Origin of the sequence: Sphingomonas sp. (assembly GCF_036269755.1) — a bacterium.
GTDB lineage: Bacteria > Pseudomonadota > Alphaproteobacteria > Sphingomonadales > Sphingomonadaceae > Sphingomonas.
In genome coordinates this window covers 1-16,225 of sequence record NZ_DATBDV010000019.1, presented here as the reverse complement: position 1 = coordinate 16,225, position 16,225 = coordinate 1, and the positions used below count along the sequence as shown (strand labels likewise).

The window sequence follows — 16,225 nt, the reverse complement described above, 5'->3', positions numbered from 1 at the left end:
CGCGCGGGCACGGTCAATCGGCGAGCCGCTGCGCGAGCGCGACGAGCGCTTCGTCGTCGGGAGACGGTGCGGCGCCAACATGATTCCAGCCGTGTCCGGCGGCATCGGCGACGGCCCTACTGATCGCACCGAGCCGGATCGAGCCGCGGTCGACGCCGTTTCGGTCGGCCAATTCGCCCAGTCGCTGTGCGGCACGCGCAGAGTGAAGCAGCGCGACCGTCTCCGAAAGGTTGCGGATCGCGGGCGGGGCGATCGCCTGTTCGTTGCTGGCGTACACCGTGATCGCTTGAGCCACGATCCCGCCGGCGTCGAGCCGACGATCGCGCCCTACGAGGAGCAAGGCTCGCTCGACGCCTTCCGCCGCCACCGTCTCGAGCAGATCTTGTCCATCGCCCTGCCCGACGGTCGCGACGCTCAACCCCTGCGCTTGCGCGGCCGCAGCGGTCGCCGCACCGACGGCGTGGACGGGCAAGCTACGTAATGCGTCCAACCCGGCCCCGGCGAGCCGCGCAGCATTGGCGCTGGTCAGGATCAGCGCATCGAATCGTCGCGGATCGGGCGGCGTCCAGGCGAGCGGCCGCACCGCGAACAGCGGCAATCGGATCGCACGCAGGCCGGTCGCCTCGATTCGCAACGCGGTCGCGTGGTTGCCGGGCTCGGGCCGCAGCACCGCGACCGGGCGCGTCATCCGCCGAACCCGGCGCGCACCGCAGGCGGCGCGCGATCGAGCAACGCGCGGGCGAGATCGCGAGCCAGCGCTTCGCCATCGCCACCGCTGGCGTCGGCGGCGACATGCTCGGCGCCGTCCTCCGACAGCAATTCGGCGCGCAGCGTCACGACATCGCCGTCGATCATCGCCAGCGCGGCCACCGGCGAGTGGCAGGTCGCGTCGAGCGCCGCGAGCAAGGCGCGCTCGCACCGCACCGCACGGCTGGTCGGCGCATGATCGATCTTGCCGAGCAGCCCGCGCATCATGGCGTCATCCGCGCGGCATTCGATGCCGACCGCGCCTTGCGCCGGCGCTGGCAGCATCTTTTCGGTGGCGATGGCCTGGCCGACATCGTCGCGCCCGAGGCGGTCGAGCCCGGCGGCGGCGAGCAACGTCGCGTCCGCCTCCCCCGCCGCAAGTTTGGCGAGACGCGTGTCGACGTTGCCGCGGAACAACACCACCGACAGATCGGGCCGCGCGCGAAGCACTTGAGCACGGCGACGCGGACTCGATGAGCCGACCACGCCGCCTTGCCGGATAGCGTCGATATTGTCGGCGCCGACCAGCCGATCGCGGACGTCGGCACGTTCGAGCATCGCGACAATGACGATCGCGTCGGGACGGATCGTCTCGACATCCTTCATCGAATGCACTGCGCAGTCGATCTCGCCGTCGAGTAACGCACGGTCGAGTTCCTTGGTCCACAGCGCCTTGCCCCCGATTTCTGCCAGCGCGCGATCCTGCACGCGGTCGCCCGTCGTGCGGATGACGTGGATCTCGCAGTCGATGCCATGCGCGGCCGCCAGTGCATCCTTGACCATATTGGCCTGGATGAGCGCAAGCGGGGAGCCGCGAGTGCCGAGTTTGAAGAGCCGGGACAAATCCATTCCGTTCGGGCTGAGCTGTCGAAGCCCTGCGCTTGTTATCGGTTAGAAGAAAGAGCAGCCCTTCGACAAGCTCAGGGCGAACGGTTAGGGACGAGGCCATGCTGATCCTGGGGCTCGAATCTTCCTGCGACGAGACCGCGGCGGCGCTTGTCACCGGCGACCGGCGGATCCTGGCGCACAAGCTCGCGGGGCAGGAAGCGGCGCACGCGCCCTATGGCGGCGTGGTGCCCGAAATCGCCGCGCGTGCGCATGTCGACGCGTTGGAGCCGCTGGTCGCGGCGGCGCTGGCCGAGGCTGGCGTGACGCTGACCGATGTCGACGCGATCGCCGCGACCGCTGGGCCGGGGCTGATCGGTGGGGTGATGGTCGGGCTGGTGACGGGCAAGGCGCTGGCGCACGCGGCGGGCAAGCCGCTGGTCGCGGTCAATCATCTCGAAGGCCATGCGTTGAGCCCGCGGCTGACCGATCCCGACTTGGCATTTCCTTATCTACTGTTGCTCGTTTCGGGCGGGCATTGCCAGTTGCTGCTGGTCGAGGGGGTCGGCCGCTATCGCCGGTTGGCGACGACGATCGACGACGCCGCGGGCGAAGCGTTCGACAAGACCGCCAAGATTCTGGGCCTCGGTTTCCCCGGGGGCCCTGCGGTCGAACGCGCCGCCGCCGAGGGCCGCGACATCGTCCCGCTGCCGCGTCCGCTGGCAGGATCGACCGAGCCGCATTTTTCTTTCGCGGGATTGAAAAGTGCGGTGCTGCGCGCGCACGAAGCTGGGACATGGGCGCGCGAGGATATCGCCGCGAGCTTCCAGCAGGCAGTGGTCGATTGCCTGGTCGACCGCACCCAGCGGCAACTCGGCGAGGTCGACGTCACCGCTTTGGTCGTCGCCGGCGGGGTCGCGGCCAACGGCGCAGTGCGCGTGGCGCTCGAGAGCGTCGCGGCCGACTACAAATTGCCGTTCAGCGTTCCGCCGCAATGGCTGTGCACCGACAATGCTGCGATGATTGCCTGGGCGGGCGCGGAGCGCTTCGCCGCCGGACTCACCGATCGGCTCGACATCGCCCCGCGCCCGCGCTGGCCGCTCGACCCGGATGCCGAAAAGGTGCGTGGGGCGGGAGTGAAGGCATGAGGATCGGCGTTATCGGTGGCGGCGCCTGGGGCACTGCGCTGGCGCAAGTCGCGGCGCAGGACGGCGCGCCCGTCACGCTGTGGGCGCGCGAGCCCGAGGTGGTCGAATCGATCAACCAGCGCCACGTCAACGACCAGTTCCTGTCGAGCGTGCCGCTGTCGCCGGCGATCGTCGCGACCGATGATCTTGGTGCGTTGCGCGATGCCGACGCAGTGCTGGTGGTGGCGCCGGCGCAGCATGTGCGGGGCGTGCTCGACGGGCAGGACTTCGGGACGACGCCGCTGGTGCTGTGCGCGAAAGGGATCGAGGCCGGGACGCGGCTGCTGGTCGGCGAGGTTGCGCGCGAAGTGCAGCCGGACGCGCCGATCGCCGTGCTGTCGGGCCCCACCTTCGCGCACGAAGTCGCGGCGGGGCTCCCGACGGCGGTGACGCTGGCGTGCGAGGATGCGGCGTTGGGCGCCGCGCTCGCGGAGCGGCTCGGGTCACCCGCGTTCCGCCCTTATGCCTCGGACGACGTCATCGGCGCGGAGATCGGCGGCGCGGTCAAGAATGTGCTCGCGATCGGCTGCGGCGTGGTCGAGGGCGCGCAACTGGGACAGAATGCGCGCGCCGCGCTGATCGCTCGCGGCTTCGCCGAAATGACTCGATTCGGGCTCGCGCGTGGGGCGCGGGCGGAGACGATGGCCGGGCTGTCGGGGCTGGGCGACCTCGTCCTGACTTGCTCGTCGACCAGCAGCCGCAATTTCTCGCTGGGCGTCGGGCTCGGCGAAGGCCGGTCGGCGCAGGAATTGCTCAGCGATCGCCGCACGGTCGCGGAAGGCGCCTTCACCGCGCCGGTTCTACGCGAAGCAGCCGCCGAGGCGGGGGTCGATATGCCGGTGACCGAGGCGGTCTGCGCGCTTCTCGACGGCGCGCCGGTTGGGGACGTGATCGGTGCGCTATTGGCGCGGCCGCTGCGCAAGGAACGCGGCTAGGGCTTGCGAAATTTGTAGATGAATTGATCGGTCCGGCTGCGGATCGACTTGTCGAATACCGCTTTGCTATGATCGTCGGCCGGATTGGCGAGCAGCCGCGATTCGCCAACGAACTGGAACCCCGCGGCGGTGACTTGCTTCTTCACCGCCGCCGGGTCTATCCGGTGCAGCGTGTCGGTGTCGCGCATCCCCGATCCCGCCGCCGCGACATGATCGATGATCAGGAAGATGCCGCCGGGCTTGAGCGCCGCGAATGCCGCCTTGTCCAGCAAAGCCGGGTCGAGCGAGCCCATGAACTTGTCGGCATAGTCGTGATAGTTCTGCGACGTGAAGACTAGGTCGACCGGCTCGGGCGCCTTGAGCTCGGTCGCGGGTTGCGTGCTCGCGCTGATATTGCCGAATGCCGGGTCGGCGGCGAGCTCGGTATAGCGGCGCACGTCGGTGGCGGCTTCGGCGGCGTACGGCGCCGCCCAGATGCCGTAGACGTGGCCGGTGCGCCCGACGATCCGCGCGAAGGTCCGCGTCCAATATCCGCCACCCGGAATCCAGTCGATTACCTTGTCGCCGGGCTTGAGACCAGCGAATGCGGCGATCGCCGGTCCGTGCCGCCGCGCATCGGTCGCCGTGTCGCGCGCGAGGTTGGTGTTGGCACTGACCGAGTTGGCGGTCGGTGCGTTGCCCGGCGAGCAGGCAGGGATAGTTGCAACAAGCGCGAGAACGAACAGGCGTTTCACTTGAGCGGCTTTCGGAATTTGTACACGAACTGATCGGTGAATCCGCGAATTGCCGGGTCGAATACCTTGAGGTTGTGATCGTCCTTGGGATTGGCGAGCGCCTTTGATTCGCCGACCCACTGGAAGCCCGCGGCGAGCACCTGCTTCTTGACGATCGCCGGATCGATGCGGTGGAGCGTGTCGGTATCGGTGAGCCCGCTTCCCGCCGGCGCTACATGATCGATCACGATGAAGGTGCCGCCCGGCTTGAGCGCCTTGAACACTTGCGCGTTGAAGGCCGCGATGCCGGCTTCGCCGCGTCCGTCATTGGCGATGTCGTGATAATTCTGCACCGTCCAGACGAGGTCGACGGGCTGCGGCACGGTTATCGCCTCGGCATCGAGCGAGGCGGAAACATTGGATAGATTGCGCGCCTGCAGCCCCGGCACGCCCTTTTCGGCATATTTGGCGGCCATTGACGGCCAGATACCGTAGACGTGTCCACTGGGTCCGACCACGCCGGCGAAGATGCGCGACCAATAGCCCGATCCCGGAAAGAAATCGACGACCTGCCATCCGGGCTTGGCCCCGGAGAACGCGATCACCTCGGCGGCGTGACGACGCTCGTCGTCCTTGGCCTGGTCGGCGCGCGCTGGATCGGCGAGCGCGGTGGTGATCGCGGGCGAAATGGTCACCTTGGCCACCACTGCCGCCGGTGAGGCAACGATCGCCGCCATCATCATCCACGACCGCATCCGCATTGTCATTCTCCCCTGACAGGCCGCGCCTGGACCTGCGATATCGATCCGATGGCCGTGCGCTTTCAAGCGAAATCGGTGCTGGGCCGCAACGACCTCAGCCCGCCAATATTTGCCGCTTACGCCCCGCCCATTCCTTGCCGGCATCGCCGCCCCATAGCAGCCATGCGATATAGCCGGCGGACGGATCCTCGTCCGATCCCCACGTGTGGGTCCGCATTTTCTTGTCCACCTCGTGCCGCGCGAAATAGCTGTACATCGACTTCACTTCGCGCGGCTCGAGCGGCTCGCGGGCGATCAACTGATGCGCGCGAGCGACGCCAACCTCGGTGCCGCCGCGTTTGAACTTCCCGCGCAGCCGAAGACCGTGGCGTGCCGCAGACGCCATTTCGAGCGTCGGCGTGAATTCATCCGTCGCCATGCTTATTCCGCTTCCGGCTTGTCCGGGCAAAATTCGACGCGCCTCCGATGGTTGCCGATCACACGTCGAGGTTGGCGACGCTCAGCGCATTCTCCTGGATGAACTCGCGGCGCGGCTCGACCACGTCGCCCATCAGCCGCGTGAATATCTCGTCGGCGACGTCGGCCTGCTCGACCTGGACTCGAAGCATCGACCGGTTGGTCGGGTCGAGCGTGGTTTCCCACAATTGCTCGGCGTTCATCTCGCCCAAGCCCTTGTAGCGCTGGATCGACAGGCCTTTGCGCCCCGCGGCGAGGACGGCGTCGAGCAGCTGCGATGGCCGAGCGATCAGCGATTCGCCCTTGCCCACCACGACGGGCAGGTCGTCATCCTCGCCAACCGGGTTTTCGGCATCCTCGGCCGCTTCCGCCGCCTGTGCCGATTTCGACGGAACCAGCTTGGCGGCGGTGGCATAGCTGCCAGCCTGTTCGGTCGCGAGCGCGTGGAGCTTGCGCCCCTCGGCCGACAACAGGAACGCCGCTTCGATGATATGGTGGTCGGTGACGCCGCGCCACAGCCGCTCGAAATGCAATCCGCCATCCTCGGTCGCGCGCGCGGTCCAGCGCGCTTCCGGGTCACCCTGATCGAGCCGTTCGGTCGCCGCCTTCAAATGCGCATCGCGCTCCGCCGGCGGTGCCTTGGGATCGAGCGCGCCGGTCATCGCCAGCGCCTCGATGATTACCGGATCGTAACGCCGCGGCACATAGCGCATCAACGTACGCATGCGTCGTGCATGATCGACCAGGTCGCGCAGGTCGGCGCCCGACCGCGCACCGGCGGGGCTCTCGAGCACGGTCGACGCGACGCCGTTCTCGACCAGATATTCGTCGAGCGCGCCGTCGTCCTTGAGGTACACTTCGCTTCGCCCGCGGGTCGCCTTGTACAGCGGCGGCTGCGCGATGAAGAGGTGCCCCGCCTCGATGATTTCGGGCATCTGGCGATAGAAGAAGGTGAGCAAGAGCGTGCGGATATGGGCACCGTCGACATCGGCGTCGGTCATGATGACGATCTTGTGGTAGCGCAGTTTCTCGAGGTTGAAGTCGTCGCGGCCAATCCCGGTGCCCATCGCCTGGATCAGGGTGCCGATCTCGCGGCTGCCGAGCATTCGGTCGAACCGCGCGCGCTCGACATTGAGGATCTTGCCGCGCAACGGCAGGATGGCCTGGTAGTGGCGGTCGCGGCCTTGCTTGGCCGATCCGCCGGCCGAATCGCCCTCGACCAGAAAAAGCTCGGACTTGGCCGGGTCCTTCTCCTGGCAGTCGGCGAGCTTGCCCGGTAGGCTGGAGATGCCGAGCACCGACTTGCGGCTCGCCTCGCGCGCTTTCTTTGCGGCTTCGCGCGCGGCGGCGGCGTCGATCGTCTTCTGGATGATCGAGCGCGCGTTCTGCGGATTCTCCTCGAGCCATTCGGCGATCTTGTCGGCGAGCAGGCTTTCGAGCGGCTGGCGCACCTCGGACGAGACGAGCTTGTCCTTGGTCTGCGAGCTGAACTTGGGATCGGGCAGCTTGACCGAGACGATCGCGGTCAGCCCCTCGCGCATGTCGTCGCCGGTGAGCGTCACCTTCTCCTTCTTCATCAAGCCCGATTTCTCGGCATAGGCGTTGAGCGTGCGAGTTAGCGCCGAGCGGAACGCGGCGAGGTGCGTTCCGCCGTCACGCTGCGGGATGTTGTTGGTGAAGCACAGAACGTTTTCGTAGTAGGAATCATTCCATTCGAGCGCGACGTCGATGCCGATATCGTCGCGCTGGCCGTTGACCGAGATCGGCTCCGGGAACAGCGGCGTCTTGGCGCGATCGAGATATTTGACGAACGCTGCGATCCCACCCTCGTAATACAGCTCGACGGTGCGCGGTTCTTCATGGCGCGCGTCGGTCAGGAACAGCCGCACCCCCGAATTGAGGAAAGCCAACTCGCGGTAGCGATGCTCGAGCTTCTCGAAATCGAACTCGGTGATCTTGAAGGTTGCGGGCGATGGCAGGAACGTGACTCGCGTTCCCTTCTTGCCCTCGACCTTGCCGACCATCTTGAGCGGGGCGACCGCGTCGCCGAACGCGAAGCGCATGTTGTGCTCCTCGCCGTCGCGCCAGATCGTCAGGTCGAGCCACTCGCTGAGCGCATTGACCACCGACACGCCGACGCCATGCAAGCCGCCGGACACCTTATAGGCATTGTCGTCGCTGGTATTCTCGAACTTACCCCCGGCGTGGAGCTGAGTCATGATGACCTCGGCCGCGCTAACACCTTCCTCGGCATGGATTCCGGTCGGGATGCCGCGGCCGTTATCGGTCACGCTGACCGATCCGTCCGCGTTGAGCTGGATGTCGATCCGATCGCAATGCCCGGCCAGCGCCTCGTCGATCGCATTGTCCGAAACCTCGAACACCATGTGGTGGAGGCCCGATCCGTCGTCGGTGTCGCCGATATACATGCCGGGGCGTTTGCGGACGGCGTCGAGCCCTTTGAGGACCTTGATCGAATCGGCGCCGTAATCGTTGGTATTGGGGTCTTCTGCCATGCCCAGCATATAGGGACGGGGCTCGCGAAACGGAAGCGAAATGGGGCGTGCGGCCGCTAGGGCGCCGCGATCAGCGCAAGCTTCCCGGCGGCACGGCGGCGGGATCGCCCGGGCCGGTCGGGCCCATCTGGATGTTCGGCGGCAACAGCGTGTCGCGGCACATCGCGCCGATCAGCCAGGCACCCACGCTGCCCGCGACTGCCGGGTGATAGCTCGCCGCCGCGGGAAGCGCGCGCGGGGCCTTTGTCACGGTCGCCGGATTCTCGTTCAGCCGGACCGCATATACGCCGCGATGGCGGCAATCGGCACCCACCAGGTTGAGCCATTCGGCATCGTCCTTGCGGAACCGAAAAATCGCGGTGGCGTGGTCGCCTTTGCGAGCGAAGGTGGCCGGCTCGACGGCGATCAGCGTCCCGTCGGCGCGCGTCGTCATATATTCCCAGCGCGCACCCGCGGGAGCGGCGGCAACACCGGCGGTGAGCACGGCGAGGCACAAGGCGGGCAGGCTTTTCATCGCGGCGTCTCCGGCAGAGGGCATTCGAATATCACTGTTTTTTCGACGGGCAAGAGTCGGGCTCGCGAATCCGTCCCTGCGCCACTGTCAGCCACGTCGCCTCGCCGACGCCGTCGAACGGCGCGGTTTCGGTGCCGGTCATCCACACTTGGCTGCCCGTCGCGGCGAGCCGGCCGAACAGCGCCGCACGGCGAACGGGATCGAGGTGCGCGGCGATCTCATCGAGCAACAGCACCGGTGCACGCCCGGTGCGGTCGGCGACCAATTCGGCGTGCGCGAGGACGAGGTTGAGCAGCAACGCCTTCTGCTCGCCGGTGGAACACAAAGCGGCGGGCTGGTCTTTCTCCAGATGCGTCACCACCAGGTCGCTGCGGTGCGGCCCGACGAGCGTTCGTCCGGCGGCGGCGTCGCGACGGCGTCCGCCCGCGAGATCGGCGGCGAGCGTGTCGGCGCCGTGCCATCCTTCGATCGCGAGCTTCGCGCGCGCGAATGGCCCCTCCGGCTGATTGCCGAGCCGATCGGCGAGCGCCGCCACGGTCTCGCGACGCTCGACGTCGATCGCCGCGCCGTGTTCGGCCATCTGCGCCTCGAGCGCAGTCAGCCAGGCGGGGTCCGGGCGCCCCTCCGGACCGGCGTCGGCGAGCAATCGGTTGCGCGCGCGCATCGCGGCTTCGTAGCGATTGGCATGGTGCGCATGGCTGGGGTTCATCGCCAGCGTCAACCGGTCGAGAAAGCGGCGACGCTCGCTCGCCGGTTCGACGAACAGCCGGTCCATCGCTGGGGTCAACCATAGCACGGTCAGCCATTCGGCGAGCGCGGTCGCAGAATGCGTCGCGCCGTTGATCCGCACGACGCGACGATCGGGCGCTGACGGTTGCGTGCCGGTGCCGACGTTTATTTGCCCCTCCCCTGCAGGGGAGGGGTTGGGGGTGGGGGAGATCTTATCGAGACCGTCCACTCGTGACTGCCCCATCCCAACCCAGTTCGGCTGCTCTTGGCCTTGTCCGGGGGATAAGGCTGCAGCCGAACTCCTGAAGGGGAGGGGCTTTTGCGACAAGGTCGCCGCGACCCCGAACCCCCCGCTGCCCCCCTGCCGCGCCATCTCTGCAAGCGGTGCGCGCCGCAGTCCGCGCCCCGGCGCGAGCAGCGACACCGCTTCGAGCACGTTGGTCTTACCCGCGCCGTTCTCGCCCGTGAGCACGACGAAGCCGCGCCCCGGGTGGAGCACGGCTTCTGCGTGATTCCGGAAATCGGTGAGCATCAGGCGCGACAGCATCGTGTCGGCCTAGCGGAGTTGAGCTTAGGCCGCGAGCTTCTCGGGGGCGGTGGCCGCTTCGGCCTTCGGCGCGCTCATGTAGGACGCCAGCTCGCCCAGTTCGCGCTGCGCCTTCAAATAGGCGACCGGTTCGCCGAGGTTGAGGCGCTGGCGCGCCTGGTCGAGCGGCTCGTGGAGCAGGCGCTCATAATCCTCGCCCGAAATCCACTTGGCCTTCTTGCCGCGCTTGTAACCTTCCCAAACCGCCTTCATGAACAGGCTATTGCCCGTGACCTTGCGGCTCTTGAGCGCGGCGGCGGAGGCGATCAGCGCCCAGCCGAGCCCGCCGACCTGTGCATAGCTGAACGCGACCAACGCCGCTTCGCCCAAGCTCTCGTCGGCTTTGTACCCAGTCAGCACATGCCAGATGTCGTGCGTGTCGCGCACGCGGCGCCCGAACCAGGCATAGGGATGCGGCAGATCTTCCTCGCGGTTGATCTTCGACACTTCGGCGAGGCCGTCGGCCGAATAGCCGGTCGATTCGAGAAAATGGTTGTATGCCGCGCCAACCGTGCCGGAGGCAAATTGCTTGGCGTAGCCGGGCTGCGAGAAAATCTGCGCAAGCTCATGGCGTTCATAGGCCATCCGCCCGCCTTCGTCGGTGCCCAGGAACCGCGCATAGTTCATCGGCGCATTGCCGACGTTCAATGCGCGCATGATGCGGAACACCTGCGTCGTGTCGTCGCCATTGGCGAGCAGCTTGCGGATCGCATCGAACGCGGTGCGCCAGTCGCGGCGTCCGGTCGTGCCGGGGAACGGGGGGAGCTTGGCGGCCATAGTGCAATTCCCTTACTGACATTAGTGTTAATAAGAGATTGAGATGTGCCGGTCAAGGGTCAATAAATTCGGCACGCAGTTCAAGCGCAGTAGAAATATCTACGTTTTTCGCACTCAGCTGAAATACGACCGCAAGGGGGCACGGCTTCACCAAACCCGAAAACCAAGTCGATTTCCTCAAGAAGGTTCAGGCGTTCTGGCCAAATACAACCCGTCCTGACGCCCCCCTTGCAGCAACGGAGAGCCCGGCGTATATCCTCCCCACAATCTCTACATCGCCAGGTGAAGAGGTCGGGAGGCTCCAGCTTTCCGGCGCCGGACCTGCTTATCTGGAACGTTCATGGCGGACATCGCCCGACTAACGGAATTGATCGAGCCCGAGGCTGCTGCCCTCGGCTTCGATCTCGTGCGCGTGCGGATGTTCGGCGCCGGCGACGACCGCACGCTGCAAGTAATGGCCGAACGCCCCGACACGCGCCAGCTGACGATCGACGATTGCGCCGAATTGTCGCGCCGAATCTCCGACACGTTCGACGAGATCGACCCGATCGAGGACGCCTATCGTCTCGAAGTGTCTTCGCCGGGGATCGACCGGCCGCTCACTCGCCTCAAGGACTTCACCGACTGGGTGGGACACGAGGCTCGGATCAAGCTGACCGCCGAAATCGATGGCCGCAAGCAATTGACTGGTGATTTGGCCGGTCTCGATGGCGACCGCATCGCGATCGACGTGAAGGGACACGAACGGATGACGGTGGGGTTCGACCAGGTCGCCGACGCCAAATTGCTGATTACCGACAGACTATTAGCCGCAACCGCGCCCATCTCCGACGAGGGCGCAGAAGAATTCGAAGAAGAAGGACAGGATTGATGGCCACCCCAGCAACCTCTGGCGTTACCGCCAACCGTGCCGAGCTGATCGCGATCGCCAATTCGGTCGCGACCGAGAAGATGATCGACAAAGGCATCGTCATCGAGGCGATGGAGGACGCGATCCAGCGCGCCGCCCGCGCTCGCTACGGCGCCGAGAACGACATCCGTGCCAAACTCGACCCGAATACCGGCGATCTTCGCTTGTGGCGCGTCGTCGAAGTGGTCGAGGCGGTCGACGATTATTTCAAGCAGGTCGACCTGAAGGGTGCCGATAAGCTCCAGCCGGGCGCCGCGATCGGCGATTACATCGTCGATCCCCTGCCCCCGATCGAGTTCGGCCGCATCGCCGCGCAAGCCGCCAAGCAAGTCATCTTCCAGAAGGTCCGCGACGCCGAGCGCGAGCGCCAATATGAGGAATTCAAGGATCGCATGGGTGAGATCATCACCGGCGTGGTCAAGCGGGTCGAGTTCGGCCACATCGTCGTCGATCTCGGCCGCGCCGAGGGCGTGATCCGCCGCGACGCGCAGATCCCGCGCGAAGTGGTCCGCGTCAACGACCGTATCCGCAGCCTGATCCTCAAGGTGGTGCGCGAGAATCGCGGACCTCAGATCTTCCTCAGCCGCGCGCATCCCGATTTCATGAAGAAGCTGTTCGCGCAGGAAGTCCCGGAAATCTACGACGGCATCATCGAGATCAAGGCCGCGGCGCGCGATCCGGGTAGCCGCGCCAAGATCGGCGTCATCTCGCATGATTCGAGCATCGACCCGGTCGGCGCGTGCGTCGGCATGAAGGGCAGCCGAGTCCAGGCGGTCGTCCAGGAAATGCAGGGCGAAAAGATCGACATCATTCCGTGGTCGGAAGACACCGCGACCTTCGTCGTCAACGCGCTGCAGCCGGCGTCGGTCAGCCGAGTCGTGATCGACGAGGAAGAGGACCGGATCGAGGTGGTGGTGCCCGACGACCAGCTGAGCCTGGCGATCGGCCGCCGCGGCCAGAACGTGCGCCTCGCCAGCCAGTTGACCGCCAAAGCGATCGACATCCTGACCGAGCAGGACGCCAGCGAGAAGCGCCAAAAAGAATTCCTCGAACGCACCGAGATGTTCCAGACCGAGCTCGACGTCGACGAGACGCTCGCGCAGCTGCTGGTCGCCGAAGGATTCGGCAGTCTCGAAGAGGTCGCCTATGTCGAGCCCGAGGAAATCTCCGGGATCGAAGGATTCGACGAGGACTTGGCCGCCGAGCTGCAGAGCCGCGCGGGCGAAGCGCTCGAGCGCCGCGAAGCGGCCGCGCGCGAGGAGCGCAAGGGCCTCGGCGTGTCGGACGATCTCGCGGCGATGCCGTACATGACCGAGGCGATGCTGGTCACGCTCGGCAAGGCCGGGATCAAGACGCTCGACGATCTCGCCGACCTCGCGACCGACGAACTGGTCGAGAAGAAGCGCCAGGAACCGCGCCGCCGCGCCGAGGATGCCCCCAAGCGCCCCGAGCACAAGGGCGGCGTGCTCGCCGAATATGGCCTTTCGGAAGAGCAGGGCAACGAGATCATCATGGCCGCCCGCGCGCACTGGTTCGAGGATGAGGAAGCGCCGGCGGCGACGGAGGGCGAACAAGCCTGATGCCGTTCGTCTCGATCCGAATCTCAGGGCACGCGACCAAGGACCAGAAGTCCGGGATCGTCGCGGACGTCACCCGGTCGCTCGTCGAGCGACTGGGCAAGAACCCGGCTGTCGTGCAGATCGTGATCGACGAAGTATCGACGGAGAATTACGGTGCGGGCGGTCAGTTGATCGCCGACCACGATGCTCACATTGCGAAGGGAGACGCGCATGCGGACTCCTCGCAATGAGACCGCTTTAGGACCCGAGCGTACCTGTATCCTGTCGCGCGAGCATGACGCGCGCGAAGGGCTGATCCGTCTGGCGCTGGCGCCCGACGGTCAGGTGCTGCCCGACATTCGCGCCAAGGCCCCCGGGCGGGGCGCGTGGATCGGGGTGAGCCGCGCCGAGCTCGACGCGGCCAATGCCAAGGGCAAGCTCAAGGCCGCATTGGCACGCGCCTTCAAGACGAACGAGCTGACCACCCCCGCCGATCTCGGCGCGATGATCGCCGACCAGTTGCAGCGCGGCTTCCTCGACCGGCTCGGACTCGAATCGAAGTCGGGGAACCTCACAACCGGCACTGCCAAGATCGAAACCGCGGCGCGCAGCGGGCAGGTCCACCTGCTGCTCCATGCGTCCGACGCTCGCCCCGACGGCACGGGCAAACTCGCCCAGGCGTGGCGCGTCGGGCGCGACCTCGAAGGATCGGGCGAACAGGGCTTGGCACTCCCGGTGTCGCGCACCATATTGTCGTTGGCGCTAGGCCGCGAAAATGTGGTACATATCGCCGTGACCGACCGCGCCGCCGCGGGCCGCATCCGGGAGATGCTGGACCGCTGGCGGCATTTTATCGGCCCTGATTTGACACCCGAACCTTGCGAAACGGCCTCGCAGGGGGCATCGGCGCTTCCCGGCGAAAGCCACGGCACTGGCGGTACGGCCGAAGACTTGAAGGATTTTGAGTGAGCGAGACCGACAACGACAAGCCGAAGCTCGGGATGCGCCAGCCGCTGGGGCTGAAGCGCACGGTCGAGACCGGCAAGGTGAAGCAGAGTTTCAGCCACGGGCGGTCGAACACCGTCGTGGTCGAGGTGAAGCGTCGCCGCTTGCTCGGCCCCAACGCGGCGCCTGTCGAAGCGCCGGTGGCCGATCCGACGCCAGCGCCCGCACCCGCACCGGCAGCCCCGGTCGCGCGCGCGGCTTCACCTGCTGCGGAGACCGCGCAGGAGCGTCAAGCCCGCCTGATGCGCGAGGCCGAGGACCAGCGCCTCGCCAGCGCGGAGGAAGCGCGTCGCCGCGAGGATGCCGAGCGTCACGCTGTCGCCGACGAAGAAAAGCGCCGCGCCGAGGAGCGCGCCCGCACGTCCGGTGAGAAGTCTGCTGAGGCCGCGCCTGCGCCCGCCGCAGAAAAGCCTGCTCCGGCGGCTCCGGCGCCCGCGCCGACCCCAGCGCCCGAACCCGAGCCGATCGTCGCGCTCCAGCTCGATCCGTCGATGCCCGCCCCGCGCCGCTTCTCGCCGGTCGCGCGTCCCGAAATTCCCAAGCCCCAGCCCAAGCCCGAGCCGGCCCCGACCCCTGCCGCGGCGACGGCGGCACCGGCCGCGCGTGCGCTGCCGAGCGGTACTGGCCAAGCCACGCCGCGGCGTGGCGCCGAGACCGCACAACCGCAGCGTCCGGGTCAACGCGGCCGCACCGGCGACGAGCGTCGCGGCGGCAAGCTGACGGTCAACCGCGCGCTCGGGGGCGAAGACGGCGCGCGGGCGCGCAGCCTCGCCGCATTGAAGCGCGCGCGCGAAAAGGAACATCGCCGGATGGGCGGCCCGCGCGAGGCGCAGGCCAAGCAAGTCCGCGACGTCCAGGTGCCCGAGGCGATCACGGTCCAGGAACTCGCCAACCGCATGGCGGAAAAAGGCGCCGACCTGGTCAAGGCGCTGTTCAAGATGGGCTCACCGGTCACGCTGACCCAGACGATCGACCAGGACACCGCCGAGCTGCTCGTCACCGAATTCGGCCACAACATCGTGCGCGTGTCGGAAAGCGACATCGATTTGGCGACCGATGCGGTCGAGGATGCGGCCGAGACGCTCAAGGCGCGTCCGCCGGTGGTGACGATCATGGGCCATGTCGATCACGGCAAGACATCGCTGCTCGATGCTCTCCGCGGTACCGACGTGGTGCGCGGCGAGGCCGGCGGCATCACGCAGCATATCGGCGCGTACCAGGTCACGCTGAAGGACAAGTCGAAGATCACCTTCCTCGACACGCCGGGCCACGAAGCGTTCAGCGAGATGCGCGCGCGGGGCGCCAACGTCACCGACATCGTCGTGCTGGTGGTGGCCGGCGATGACGGCATCATGCCGCAGACCGTCGAGGCGATCCGCCACGCCAAGGCCGCGAACGTGCCGATCCTGGTCGCCATCAACAAGATGGACAAGCCGGACGCCAACGCGCAGCGCGTGCGCCAGGAACTGCTGAACCACGAGCTGGTGACCGAAGAGCTGGGCGGCGACGTGCTGACCGTCGAAGTCTCGGCCAAGACCAAGCTCAACCTCGACAAGCTCGAAGAGACCCTGCTGCTGCAGGCCGAAGTGCTCGACCTCAAGGCCAATCCCGATCGCGCGGCGCAGGGTGCGGTCATCGAGGCCAAGCTGGAACGGGGCCGCGGCGCGGTCGCGACCCTGCTGGTGCAGAAGGGCACGCTCCATGTCGGCGACATCTTCGTGGCCGGCACCGAATGGGGCCGCGTCCGCGCGCTGCTCGACGACAAGGGCAATCCGATCGAATCCGCTGGTCCGGCGATGCCGGTCGAGGTCCTCGGCCTGCAGGGGACGCCGCAAGCCGGCGATGTCTTCTCGGTCGTGGAATCCGAGGCCCGCGCCCGCGAGGTGACCGAGTTCCGCGTGCATACGCTGCGCCAGAAGACGGCGGCGGCGGGCGCCCGCGGCACGCTCGAGGAGATGTTCTCCAAGATCCAGGCCGGCGAGGCGCGCGAGCTCCCCGTGGTGGT

At 67.0% G+C, this 16,225-nt stretch carries 16 protein-coding genes; 7 read left to right on the top strand and 9 right to left on the bottom strand.

All coding sequences use genetic code 11. From position 1 onward, the window contains the following. Positions 1 to 13 precede the first annotated feature (13 nt). Both VH326_RS12205 and hemC read right to left on the bottom strand, forming a co-directional pair. Positions 14 to 688 carry a uroporphyrinogen-III synthase gene (locus tag VH326_RS12205; RefSeq protein ID WP_329632108.1) on the bottom strand — a complete coding sequence of 225 codons (675 nt, stop codon included), beginning with the start codon at positions 686 to 688 and terminating at the stop codon, positions 14 to 16. Then, positions 685 to 1,596 (bottom strand): hydroxymethylbilane synthase, encoded by a 912-nt coding sequence (gene hemC, locus VH326_RS12200; protein ID WP_329632107.1) that lies wholly within the window; start codon positions 1,594 to 1,596, stop codon positions 685 to 687. The genes VH326_RS12205 and hemC overlap by 4 nt, the downstream gene beginning before the upstream one ends. A gap of 98 nt (positions 1,597 to 1,694) precedes the next feature. Between hemC and tsaD the strand changes: the two genes are divergently transcribed. Both tsaD and VH326_RS12190 read left to right on the top strand, forming a co-directional pair. Then, positions 1,695 to 2,720 carry a tRNA (adenosine(37)-N6)-threonylcarbamoyltransferase complex transferase subunit TsaD gene (tsaD, locus tag VH326_RS12195; protein ID WP_329632106.1) on the top strand — a complete coding sequence of 342 codons (1,026 nt, stop codon included), beginning with the start codon at positions 1,695 to 1,697 and terminating at the stop codon, positions 2,718 to 2,720. After that, positions 2,717 to 3,694, top strand: a complete 978-nt coding sequence (locus tag VH326_RS12190) for an NAD(P)H-dependent glycerol-3-phosphate dehydrogenase (protein ID WP_329632105.1) — start codon at positions 2,717 to 2,719, stop codon at positions 3,692 to 3,694. The genes tsaD and VH326_RS12190 overlap by 4 nt, the downstream gene beginning before the upstream one ends. Here the strand turns inward: VH326_RS12190 and VH326_RS12185 are convergent. The 7 genes from VH326_RS12185 to VH326_RS12155 all read right to left on the bottom strand — a co-directional run bounded on the left by VH326_RS12185 (position 3,691) and on the right by VH326_RS12155 (position 10,746). Beyond that, on the bottom strand, positions 3,691 to 4,428 hold the full coding sequence (locus tag VH326_RS12185; protein WP_329632104.1) for a methyltransferase: 738 nt from the start codon (positions 4,426 to 4,428) through the stop codon (positions 3,691 to 3,693). The two genes, VH326_RS12190 and VH326_RS12185, sit on opposite strands and share 4 nt — an antisense overlap. Beyond that, on the bottom strand, positions 4,425 to 5,168 hold the full coding sequence (locus VH326_RS12180; protein WP_329632103.1) for a methyltransferase: 744 nt from the start codon (positions 5,166 to 5,168) through the stop codon (positions 4,425 to 4,427). The genes VH326_RS12185 and VH326_RS12180 overlap by 4 nt, the downstream gene beginning before the upstream one ends. A 94-nt stretch (positions 5,169 to 5,262) precedes the next feature. After that, positions 5,263 to 5,586, bottom strand: coding sequence for a hypothetical protein (locus VH326_RS12175; RefSeq protein ID WP_329632102.1), 324 nt, complete (start codon positions 5,584 to 5,586; stop codon positions 5,263 to 5,265). Between the two features lie 58 nt (positions 5,587 to 5,644). After that, a complete protein-coding gene (gyrB, locus tag VH326_RS12170; RefSeq protein WP_329632101.1) occupies positions 5,645 to 8,140 on the bottom strand; it encodes a DNA topoisomerase (ATP-hydrolyzing) subunit B in 2,496 nt (831 codons plus the stop codon). Positions 8,141 to 8,210: 70 nt separating this feature from the next. Continuing rightward, entirely contained in the window at positions 8,211 to 8,654 is a 444-nt protein-coding gene (locus tag VH326_RS12165; protein WP_329632100.1) for a hypothetical protein, read from the bottom strand. Positions 8,655 to 8,685: 31 nt separating this feature from the next. Beyond that, positions 8,686 to 9,930 (bottom strand): DNA replication/repair protein RecF, encoded by a 1,245-nt coding sequence (gene recF, locus VH326_RS12160; protein WP_329632099.1) that lies wholly within the window; start codon positions 9,928 to 9,930, stop codon positions 8,686 to 8,688. A 24-nt stretch (positions 9,931 to 9,954) separates the two neighbouring features. Then, positions 9,955 to 10,746 carry a Coq4 family protein gene (locus VH326_RS12155; protein ID WP_329632098.1) on the bottom strand — a complete coding sequence of 264 codons (792 nt, stop codon included), beginning with the start codon at positions 10,744 to 10,746 and terminating at the stop codon, positions 9,955 to 9,957. Positions 10,747 to 11,086: 340 nt separating this feature from the next. Here VH326_RS12155 and rimP point away from each other — a divergent pair, with 340 nt between their 5' ends. The 5 genes from rimP to infB all read left to right on the top strand — a co-directional run. Next, positions 11,087 to 11,617, top strand: a complete 531-nt coding sequence (gene rimP, locus VH326_RS12150; RefSeq protein WP_329632097.1) for a ribosome maturation protein RimP — start codon at positions 11,087 to 11,089, stop codon at positions 11,615 to 11,617. Then, on the top strand, positions 11,617 to 13,236 hold the full coding sequence (nusA, locus tag VH326_RS12145; RefSeq protein WP_329632096.1) for a transcription termination factor NusA: 1,620 nt from the start codon (positions 11,617 to 11,619) through the stop codon (positions 13,234 to 13,236). Before rimP ends, nusA begins: the two co-directional genes overlap by 1 nt. Continuing rightward, the gene (locus tag VH326_RS12140) at positions 13,236 to 13,466 is read left to right on the top strand and encodes a 4-oxalocrotonate tautomerase family protein (RefSeq protein WP_329632095.1); all 231 of its coding nucleotides are present in this window, start codon (positions 13,236 to 13,238) and stop codon (positions 13,464 to 13,466) included. Before nusA ends, VH326_RS12140 begins: the two co-directional genes overlap by 1 nt. Beyond that, positions 13,447 to 14,184 (top strand): DUF448 domain-containing protein, encoded by a 738-nt coding sequence (locus VH326_RS12135; protein ID WP_329632094.1) that lies wholly within the window; start codon positions 13,447 to 13,449, stop codon positions 14,182 to 14,184. Before VH326_RS12140 ends, VH326_RS12135 begins: the two co-directional genes overlap by 20 nt. Next, the coding region (gene infB / locus VH326_RS12130) for a translation initiation factor IF-2 (RefSeq protein WP_329632093.1) at positions 14,181 to 16,225 on the top strand (2,045 nt) is incomplete at its 3' end. The genes VH326_RS12135 and infB, both read left to right, overlap by 4 nt.